Below are 9,464 nucleotides of genomic sequence, written 5' to 3'. Positions count from 1 at the left end.
GAAAAACAGACAGACTAGACCTCAAAAAAAACTTTGCGCATTCCTTTAACTCTAACTACTAAAAAAAGTCACACTAGAATTAAGCTTAATTTTAATGAGCGATAAAGAAAAGCCAAGACTTGCAAGACTAACATCCCTATTAACAGATTTACAGTCCAAACGTTTATTAACAGCTAAAGAACTAGCAGAGAAATATGATGTTAGTACCCGAACCGTTTATCGAGATATTCGAACATTGGAGAACTCTGGAGTCCCCATTGTAACTGAAGAGGGAAAAGGGTATTCCTTGGTGGAGGGGTATAACCTTCCTCCGGTTATGTTTTCAGAAGAGGAAGCCAATGCATTAATTACAGCTGAAAAACTGATCATTAAAAATAAAGACATCTCTTTTATTGAGCAATACCAAAGAGCAATTACCAAAATAAAGGCTGTTTTACGTTCTTCCCAAAGGGATAAAGTAGATTTACTCTCTCAAAGAATCGTTTTTCGTAACAATCCCGAAGACCAAAAAACCAGTGATTATTTAATGGTCATTCAATCGGCCATTACTAATTCAAACCTCATCAATTTGGAGTATTTTTCTTTGCAAAATGAACATAGTAATAGAATCATAGAACCTTTTGCCTTGTACAGCACACAGGATAACTGGTTGTTAATTGCATTTTGTCGCTTAAGAAATGACTTTAGAACCTTCAGACTTGACCATATCCGTAATCTCCAAATTCAAAATCAACATTTCGAACCTCAAAAAATAACCTTACAGGAGTATTTTGAAAAAAGCAAGGAAAAATACCAAAACACCCCTGACACCCCTTTGTCATAGGCCCTCCCTAATTTTAACTTCATAACTAAAAGAATAAAAATGGAGCACGTAAAAATTGAACCTTTTAAAATTATTGGAATTTCGGTGAGAACATCTAACCAAAATGAACAGGCTGAAAAGGATATTGGCAAGCTTTGGGAAAAATTTATGACGGAGGAGATTATCAATAAGATCCCCAACAAAACAGACAAAACCATATATTCTATTTACACCGATTATGAAGGCGATTATACACAACCTTATTCTACGCTTATTGGCTGTAAGGTGGAAAATCTGGACATGATCCCGAAAGGAATGATCGGTAAAGCTTTTGACGGAGGAAATTATGTCAAATTTTCTCCTAAAGGAGACTTGACCAAAGGTCTTATTATTAATGAGTGGTCAAAAATATGGAAATTAGACATAGATCGGGTCTATTCAGCCGATTTTGAAGTTTATGGCGAAAAGGCCCAAAATCCGGTCAATGCAGAAGTAGATATCTTTGTGGCTACAAAACATTAAGCCATGCTAAGTGAGCTGGATCAATTTTATCTTACCAAAGAGGAACCCTTAAAAGGTTGTCTTTTGGCTTTAAGGGAAATTATACTTGCCTTGGACTCCAACATTTCTACCTCCTGGCGGTATAAAGCACCCTTTTTTCTCTACAAAGGGAAAAGCTTTTGTTATTTGTGGCTAGATAAAAAAACGAGGGAGCCTTATATCGGAATAATAGAAGGAAATAAAATTGATCACCCTCTTTTAGAAAAAGGAAACCGAGTTCGAATGAAAATTCTAAGAATAAAACCCAATCAAGATTTACCCATTGATTCTATCCAATCAATTCTAAATCAAGCATTGGGCTTATGTAAAGTTACAAGCAAGCAAGCAAAAAAATTGAAATAAGAGAAATGAAGAAGGAATGCACTCTAAAGAGACTGCATCCTTCTCATTTTCAGTATAACAAAAAGACAAAAAATCACCCAATCATTTCTCCTTAGTATAAATTTCTGGAGTTCTAGAAAAATTAATAACAACTTATTCCTGTCTATCTAATTTTAGTGATAATAAGTTTATAGCTATTCCTTGTATCTGGCTGAATGGCCCGTTTTGGTTTTTGCATAATTTCAAATACATAACTTTCTCCTTTTCGCACCACAGATTGCCAGTGAGAAGTTAAAGTATTGGTTAACTTTTTCCGGGATCCATCCGGGTTAATAAGGTACACATTCATTCTGGTTTTCCAACTAGACCGAACTCTCAAAGCCATATCTTCATCAATTCGGATAGTATGTTCTTTCTTGTCATCACCATAAAGTACCCCTCTAATTTTTTGTGTAGTTTTATTCCCTTGGTAGGGTTCATTGAAAAGAGTGAAAGCAGAAGAGTGGATCTCACTTTCTATTTTGTAATTGAGTGAAATAGCATTTGTTTCTTCATTAGGTTCCACCATACTTCCATAAACTGGAATACTAGTTTTTACATTAGATTTATTAAGTTCAGTTAAACACTGACTTTCCTGTAAAGCGAATTGTCCTAAAGCTCCTTCCCACAAAAATGGTACTATTAAAAATAAAGCCAGGGAAAAGATTATCCTTTTATTTTTCATAATTTCCATGTTTTCACCTAATAGTTTTCAAAACTATTTGGTTTAAAAAACAATAGTATGGAGAAATTGGTTTATGATCAGGCAAATCTCAAGTTTCGCATTTAAAAAGGAAATATATAAACTGGCCAGTCTGACAAAAAAACTTAGATAATTCCATTTAGAGAAAATTTTTCATGAGTATTCCAAGCTCCACCTCTTAAATAAAATATAGCGTGGTATTATTCTTATTAAAACAACATTTTCATCTTTTTTAAACAAAAACAGCCTATATTGGCCTATATGAAGAAATACACACCAATTATCCTATTACTATCCCTAGTAAAATTTTCCATCCATTTGACAGGAAACAAGAATTATGGATTTCATCGGGACGAGTTACTACATTTATCCGTAAGTGAACATTTAGACTGGGGGTATTTGGAGTTTCCTCCATTGATTGGATTCATAGGGAAAATTTCCTATTGGCTATTCGATTATTCCTTGTGGGGTGTCAGACTCTTTCCTACTCTTGCTGGCATTGGTATCTTAATTTTATGTTGTTTAATGGCAGTAGAATTAGGAGGAAAAACCAAGTCCATTTTTCTAGCCGGCATATGTGTACTGGCCTTCTTGCCTTTCTATAGAAATCATACACTATTTCAACCCGTAGCTTTTGATCAGTTGTTTTGGACTTTAGGGTTCTATTCCCTCATTAAATACATAAAAACAAAAGACCTGAAGTTTCTTTTTCTGCTAGCAATCACATTGGGCCTGGGAATAATGAACAAATATACCATGGCTATTTGGGGATGGGGCATATTACTGGGTTTATTATTTTACGAAAAAGGGAAGCTTTACAAAAATAAATGGCTATATGAAGCAGGATTAATCTCACTTCTAATTATACTTCTCAATCTTCGGTGGCAATTCCTGAACGACTTCCCCATTTTACAACATCTTCAGGCCCTAAAGGAAAAACATTTAGATCAAATTAATCCATTTGCCTTTGGATTGGAGCAATTAACCTTTCCATTCACCTTAACCATCAGTATTATCGGACTTGCAGCCTTTATTTTTGACCAAAAAATTAAAAAATATAGAAGTATTGGAATTGCGGCCTTAGTGACTTTTATCACATTATGGATTCTTCAATCAAAGGCCTATTATGTCTTTGCGATCTATCCGGTCCTCTTTGCAAGTGGATCTGTAATGATTGAAAAGCTAATGAAAAAAAGACCGGCATTAATTTATGGAGTGGCTGCTTTTATCTTGCTTCCAGTTATCCCTTACATTCCTAAATTGACTCCCCTTTTACCAATTTACACTTATATAAAAAATTACAATAAAGAAGAAGTTGAAGGACGTGTATCCCTCACCGGTGATTATGCTGATATGTTTGGATGGGAAGAACAGGTGAGCCTTGTGGATAGCCTATATCAATCTTTAAGTGATAGGGATCAAAAGAATTGTGTAATTTGGGGCGAAAATTACGGAGAGGCGGGAGCTTTAAAAATTCTTGGGAAGAAATACGGCCTTCCCAACCCTATAAGCAGACATGGTAGTTTTTGGTTATGGGGATTTGGCAATAGGGAAGCCAATGTTTGGATTAGTTTGGGAAATGAAAAGCCTTCCGTAGAATATGTTTTTGAAGAAGTGGAACTGGTAAAAATGATAACTCATAAATATGCCATTGAGGAAGAAAACAATATTCCCCTTTATCTATGTAGAAAACCAAAGATTAATATAGAAAAATGGTGGATGGATTATAGAAAGCATATATTTGATTAACAGAGAAATAAAGTGATTTCAAAAGTAGAATTATTATCCCAAACCTTTTATACCCAGTTTGGTCTCTCAGGATTACCATGGGAAGAGTTAGCAGATAGCATCAAAGAAATAGAATTCTCGAAAAATGAAATCATTAAAGGTCCGGAGGATATAGAAAAATACCTTTATTTGATTGTGAGGGGATCAGGAGGTACTTTCTCCTATAAAGGAGAAAAACGCGTCTGTTTGGAGCTTTGCTATGAGAATGAGTTTTTTGGAGATTATTTTTCCTTACTTACAAAAACTGCCTCTGGCTTGGAAACCATGGCTTTAGAGAAAAGTCTTTTTTTAAGAATTCATTTTCAAGCATTACAAGAATTTTACATAAAACAAGGGGATATCTTTATGGAACAGATTGGTCGTCAAGCAGCAGAAGGCCTCTATTTATTAAAACAGCAACAGCTAATTGATCTACAAACAAAAACAGCAGAAGAGCGATATCTCGACCTCCTAAGGAAACAAAAAGATATTTCCGACAGAACTTCCATAAAACACCTGGCGTCTTATTTGGGCATTACTCCTGAAAGTTTAAGTCGCATCCGTAATAAAATCAGATCATAAATTTCCTACCCAAGATCAATTTTTTGAACTTCCCCAACTTCTATTTTTGACATAAAAAATTAGAAGCTTATGTATCACCCGAGATTAAAAGGTTCTCACTATGAAATGGGAACAAGGTATGGAAGTGTTTTATACAAAAATGGTTTTAGATTTCCAGAAATTCCAAATCATAAAATAGAATTTGGAATGGAGGGACTGGAGGATTTAACCCATTTCTACCCTGAAATTGTTGAGGAAATGAAGGCATTTGCAAAAGCTGTGCATACCCCTTTTGAAAATGTAGCAGGTCTATTATTGAGTATGGGCGTTTTTGACATGGAAGGACAATGCAGCATTTTTGCCTTTAGAAATGGCGAAAATGTAATTTTCGGTCGCAATTACGATTTCCTTTTTTCACATAGAAACTATTGTGAAAGTGCATTAATATGCCCAGAAAACAAAAAAGCATTTCTTGCCCAAGGAGACGTTTTCATTGGAAAGATGGATGGAGTAAATCAATCTGGATTAGCCATTGGGATGAACTTTGTTAATGGCCAGGAAAAAAAACCAGGAATTAGTTTCAGCTTACTGGTAAGGTACGTTCTGGAACATTGTTCCACTACCGATGAGGCCATTAAAATATTACTTGACACTCCCATTTGCAGCACCAACAATTACTTAATCGCGGATAAAAGCGGAAATATAGCTGCAGTTGAAGTGACACCCAGTCATCGTTGGGTAAGAAAACCAATAGAAGGACAAAATTACATTTATACCACTAATCAGTTTCTGTCTAAAGAAATGAAGACATTTGATTTGGGAGGAAATGAATGGAGCAAAAGCAGGGAACGAACAGCCGGCCTGGATAAGCTTTTGAAAAACAAACGGATTTTAAGCTTGGAGATGGCTAAAGCAATCCTTTCGAATCGGTCGTGTCATTTATGCATGGAGCTAAAATCTGCCCAATTCGGCACTTTATACTCCTTCATTAGCCAATTAAATGATCTTGAAATACAAAGAGCCGAAAGAAAACCTACCCCTAATAATTATAAAGAGGACCTACGTTTGAGAAATTATCTTTTTAAAAAGAAACTACTAGATTAAAGAAAGAATTTAAGCTCATTAAGTATTTGACAGATTATCCCTTACTTATCATATAGTTAAAAGCTGATTCTATTCCAATCGAGCCCTAACTATAGATTTTTATCAGACCAAACAGCAAACTCATTCCCATTGGGGTCCCCAAAATGAAAACGACGTCCCCCAGGAAATGAAAATACGGGCTTTACTATTGCTCCTCCTGCCCTTTCTATTTTTGATAGTGTTTGCTCCAGGTTTTGACTATAAAATACTATCAACGCACTACCATTTTCCGTTGAAGCCTTTAAATTGGATTTAAAGAAGCCTCCATCAATACCTTCATTAGAGAAAGCGGTATATTCTGGCCCATAGTCTTCGAACGACCAACCAAAAACATTGGTAAAAAAATCTTTTGTGGCTTCAATGTCAGTTGCTGGAAATTCGACATAATTAATTTTTTCGTGCTGATCCATCTTCTAATTTTTTATGTATTTAAAAAAGTGAACTTTTTGAAAATCAAATTAATATTTCTTCAGAAAACAACAATAAAAAATCTCTAATATCAAATTTCTTTCTGATTCCCAACTTAAGGCCTGACCAAATTTCATCAACACCACAAACTATTTTATCCACCAATATCAGAGTAAGGCCCACCTCCCTTACTACATTTGTCATTACATCTGCCAACCCCATGGAAGAATTCTTAGGTAAGGAAATTCAAAACATTCCATTTCTATGCAAAAAGCTGGTAAATTTTTCAATTTGATCCATTAATGCTCTACAACTCTTTTAAAAAAAATGGCCATATCTAACTGAGTACATAATTGTTCCTAGATGCTTACCCTTTCCGGCACCGGCATAATTAATTGCTCATTATCATCTGGGGGATCCTTAACCAATATTTTTTAAATTTTTCGTAATTACTAACTTTTGGGGTATAGGAGTTCCTGAAATATCAGCCATAACTTCTTCAATTTTTTGAGATGTCAAATTCCCCAGATGTTTTCTCTTTGAAATAAAGTACCCTACAATTTAATCTTTCGAGTTTCACCCATCAATTTAATGCTTGCCCCTTCTTCCTTTGTAAATTCAACATGAAGACGAGATGGACAACCCATATCCTCTCCCTGTAAAATTTCAAATTTACTTTCCCCTTTCCAGTCAATATCCCGCAAATAACCAGCCAAGGCGGCAGCGGCCGCCCCAGTCGCAGGGTCTTCATATACACCTCCGGAAGCAAAAGAATTTCGAGAATGAAATAACCGACTGGATTCAGCCCATAAAAAACTTATGGTAGTTAAGTCCTCTTTCAACATAAGTGCTTTCACCTCTTCAAAACCATAATTCATATTGGAAAGCGTTTCTTTCTCCTTTAAAAACAGAATTAAATGCCTGGCTCCGGCAGAAGCAATGCGAATTGGAAAATTCGGATCAAGTTGATTGCGAGTCCAATTAAATAAGGAAAGAACATTATTCACTAGATCTGTTGGGGCATTCTCGGACCAGGTTTCAGGGGATTGTAAAGTTACCAAAAAAGAACCGCCTACAGAATTTGAAACCTCCAAGCTTATTTCCCCTTTGTTCAAAAAAAGTTTATACCTTCCCGGCCCTAAGCGTTCTCCCAAAGCTGCTCCACTGGCAATAGTGGCATGTCCACAAAAAGGCACTTCCTTTTCAGGTGCAAAATAGCGAATTCTCCAGCCGTCCTTAAGTGGACTTAAGAATGCGGTTTCTGAATACCCCACTTTTTTGGCAATGCTTAGCATCTCCTTTTCAACAGGCATTTCATTACCAATTACCACACCTGCCGGGTTTCCACCTTTATTGTTATCCGAGAATGCTGCAATTCTTTGTATATTGGTCATATTCATAGTGAGTTTGATAGTGAAATTTTGGGAAATTTATGGGTGAAATTTGTAAAGAGATCTACTTAGGAAATATTAACAAATAATTAATTTTATGGGCATTAAAGGTATTAGTTTAGCTTTTCTCCCTTTTCATTGGAATTTATGTTTAAATTCTCAATCAAAAACTCAACTCCCTTCCCTGCTTTTAGACATTGTTCCACGCACTTAGGAATAATAAACACAACACCTTCATAAAATACGATATTTTATTTCCGAGGTTGTATTGTAAAATGACCTTTGCAAATAATAAATAATTCATCCAGATCATCATTCATGTTCACCTGGTTTCATCAACCCCTTTGCTACTTTAAATAATTACCCCTTGGATTCCCCAATGACTTTATTTTAACCACTGCTCTTTATGAGAAGATAACCCCTCACCTATATTAATTTTTCTCTATTTACAATATTAAAGCCTCCCATCCTGCCAAATAAAAATCATTTTACCAATATGATTTTGAGTCACCGTAAGATCTTTATAGTTATATCAAATTCTCAATTAAGATTTATTTTTTTAGCCTAGGGAAATTCTAGTTGTCCTTTATTTATTGGAAATAATCTTGTCCGAATACTGCGCATAGTTGTCCTTTCAAGGCAAAATGAGTCTAATTAATTTTGAACATCTTAGAACTCCCAAACTTCGTTTCATCATGAAAAAACTATTAATCATAGCGTTACTTCTAACTCAACTCCCAGTCCTGGCACAGGAATCAGTTAATTCTAAGTTAATCTATGTATGTCCGCCATGTAATAATTCTTGCGATAATTTAGAGTTTGAAGAAAAAGGAAAATGCATACATTGTGGTATGAAACTGATTTTGCCAGAAGAACTAAAAAAGTATACCGACACGAAAAGAAAAAAAATAGCATTCTATCTTCAAAACGGAGTGGAAGTATTAGATTTTGCCGGACCCATGGAGGTTTTTTCCTATGCCGGTCATGAGGTATTTACCGTATCAAAAACAAAAGAACCTATCATATCACAAGGGATTCTAAAAATTATTCCTGATTACAATATTGATGATGCCCCTAAGGCTGATATTTTAGCTTTTTTTGGAGGAAACTCCAGCATAGCTTCCGAAGATCCTGAGATAATCCATTGGATAAAATCACAAAAAGATGTTGAAAATTATTTATCGGTTTGTACAGGGGCTTTTATACTGGCCGAATCTGGTATCTTGAATGGTAAAACGGCCACCACCTTTCACAATTCTTTAGAGGAGCTAGAAAAAACCTATCCGGAAATAAATGTATTAAAAAATGTAAGGTTTGTAGATAATGGACAGATCATTACCACTGCAGGGATTTCCGCTGGGATAGATGGAGCATTACATTTGGTGGCCAAGCTACAAGGAATTATAGCTGCCCGAAAAACAGCCTACTACATGGAATATGACAAATGGGTTCCAGGAGAAGGTCTAATTTTATCCCAACATAATCCCTATGAAGATATTCCCCAAATCAGTAGACTAAAGGATTATGTCGGAGTTTATGAAAACCAAGGTGAGTCCAGCATACATCTAATAATTAATGAAAGAGAAAAATCGCTAGAGGGAGCTTATGAAGAGGATCTGGATAGAAATTACCCACTATTCTACATTGACAAAGATAAATTCGAGAATTTGAACCAGGATGAGATAACCTTTGAGAGGGATCAAAACAATAAAGTTACAGGCTTTAGAGTAAGTGATAAACCAGAAAAGCTGTATCAAAAAAAGAAAAT

Annotated in this window: 11 protein-coding genes; 7 read left to right on the top strand and 4 right to left on the bottom strand. The window is 35.3% G+C overall.

Features of this window, described 5'->3' with window-relative positions:
- Window positions 1-94 precede the first annotated feature (94 nt).
- The 3 genes from E1171_RS14465 to E1171_RS14455 are packed head-to-tail and all read left to right on the top strand — an operon-like array spanning window position 95 to window position 1,705.
- Window positions 95-823, top strand: coding sequence for a helix-turn-helix transcriptional regulator (locus E1171_RS14465; RefSeq protein WP_155206742.1), 729 nt, complete (start codon window positions 95-97; stop codon window positions 821-823).
- Window positions 824-862: 39 nt separating this feature from the next.
- A complete protein-coding gene (locus tag E1171_RS14460) occupies window positions 863-1,324 on the top strand; it encodes a GyrI-like domain-containing protein (RefSeq protein WP_155206741.1) in 462 nt (153 codons plus the stop codon).
- 3 nt (window positions 1,325-1,327) lie between these two features.
- On the top strand, window positions 1,328-1,705 hold the full coding sequence (locus E1171_RS14455; protein ID WP_155206740.1) for a DUF1801 domain-containing protein: 378 nt from the start codon (window positions 1,328-1,330) through the stop codon (window positions 1,703-1,705).
- Window positions 1,706-1,847: 142 nt separating this feature from the next.
- Here the strand turns inward: E1171_RS14455 and E1171_RS14450 are convergent, their stop codons facing one another.
- Window positions 1,848-2,408: a hypothetical protein gene (locus E1171_RS14450; RefSeq protein ID WP_155206739.1), complete on the bottom strand. Its 561-nt coding sequence runs from the start codon at window positions 2,406-2,408 to the stop codon at window positions 1,848-1,850.
- A 279-nt stretch (window positions 2,409-2,687) separates the two neighbouring features.
- On the opposite strand from E1171_RS14450, the gene E1171_RS14445 reads away from it, so the two are divergent.
- The 3 genes from E1171_RS14445 to E1171_RS14435 all read left to right on the top strand — a co-directional run bounded on the left by E1171_RS14445 (window position 2,688) and on the right by E1171_RS14435 (window position 5,858).
- A complete protein-coding gene (locus E1171_RS14445) occupies window positions 2,688-4,175 on the top strand; it encodes an ArnT family glycosyltransferase (protein ID WP_155206738.1) in 1,488 nt (495 codons plus the stop codon).
- A gap of 12 nt (window positions 4,176-4,187) precedes the next feature.
- Window positions 4,188-4,775, top strand: a complete 588-nt coding sequence (locus E1171_RS14440) for a Crp/Fnr family transcriptional regulator (protein WP_155206737.1) — start codon at window positions 4,188-4,190, stop codon at window positions 4,773-4,775.
- Window positions 4,776-4,844: 69 nt separating this feature from the next.
- A complete protein-coding gene (locus E1171_RS14435) occupies window positions 4,845-5,858 on the top strand; it encodes a C45 family autoproteolytic acyltransferase/hydrolase (protein WP_155206736.1) in 1,014 nt (337 codons plus the stop codon).
- 89 nt (window positions 5,859-5,947) lie between these two features.
- Here the strand turns inward: E1171_RS14435 and E1171_RS14430 are convergent, their stop codons facing one another.
- The 3 genes from E1171_RS14430 to E1171_RS14420 form a co-directional block, all read right to left on the bottom strand.
- On the bottom strand, window positions 5,948-6,307 hold the full coding sequence (locus E1171_RS14430; protein WP_155206735.1) for a VOC family protein: 360 nt from the start codon (window positions 6,305-6,307) through the stop codon (window positions 5,948-5,950).
- Between the two features lie 43 nt (window positions 6,308-6,350).
- A complete protein-coding gene (locus E1171_RS14425; RefSeq protein ID WP_155206734.1) occupies window positions 6,351-6,527 on the bottom strand; it encodes a hypothetical protein in 177 nt (58 codons plus the stop codon).
- A 332-nt stretch (window positions 6,528-6,859) separates the two neighbouring features.
- On the bottom strand, window positions 6,860-7,699 hold the full coding sequence (locus E1171_RS14420; protein ID WP_155206733.1) for a PhzF family phenazine biosynthesis protein: 840 nt from the start codon (window positions 7,697-7,699) through the stop codon (window positions 6,860-6,862).
- A 692-nt stretch (window positions 7,700-8,391) separates the two neighbouring features.
- On the opposite strand from E1171_RS14420, the gene E1171_RS14415 reads away from it, so the two are divergent.
- The coding region (locus tag E1171_RS14415) for a DJ-1/PfpI family protein (protein WP_187696466.1) at window positions 8,392-9,464 on the top strand (1,073 nt) is incomplete at its 3' end.

The organism is Xanthovirga aplysinae, assembly GCF_009711365.1.
Lineage (GTDB): Bacteria > Bacteroidota > Bacteroidia > Cytophagales > Cyclobacteriaceae > Xanthovirga > Xanthovirga aplysinae.
This window is presented reverse-complemented; position numbering and strand designations above follow the sequence as displayed.

Excerpts from the sequence above, each read along its gene's own strand:
- E1171_RS14465 (WP_155206742.1), top strand. The coding sequence starts at position 95 with ATGAGCGATAAAGAAAAGCCAAGACTTGCAAGACTAACATCCCTATTA.
- E1171_RS14460 (WP_155206741.1), top strand. The coding sequence starts at position 863 with ATGGAGCACGTAAAAATTGAACCTTTTAAAATTATTGGAATTTCGGTG.
- E1171_RS14455 (WP_155206740.1), top strand. The coding sequence starts at position 1,328 with ATGCTAAGTGAGCTGGATCAATTTTATCTTACCAAAGAGGAACCCTTA.
- E1171_RS14450 (WP_155206739.1), bottom strand. The coding sequence starts at position 2,408 with ATGAAAAATAAAAGGATAATCTTTTCCCTGGCTTTATTTTTAATAGTA.
- E1171_RS14445 (WP_155206738.1), top strand. The coding sequence starts at position 2,688 with ATGAAGAAATACACACCAATTATCCTATTACTATCCCTAGTAAAATTT.
- E1171_RS14435 (WP_155206736.1), top strand. The coding sequence starts at position 4,845 with ATGTATCACCCGAGATTAAAAGGTTCTCACTATGAAATGGGAACAAGG.
- E1171_RS14430 (WP_155206735.1), bottom strand. The coding sequence starts at position 6,307 with ATGGATCAGCACGAAAAAATTAATTATGTCGAATTTCCAGCAACTGAC.
- E1171_RS14425 (WP_155206734.1), bottom strand. The coding sequence starts at position 6,527 with ATGGGGTTGGCAGATGTAATGACAAATGTAGTAAGGGAGGTGGGCCTT.
- E1171_RS14420 (WP_155206733.1), bottom strand. The coding sequence starts at position 7,699 with ATGACCAATATACAAAGAATTGCAGCATTCTCGGATAACAATAAAGGT.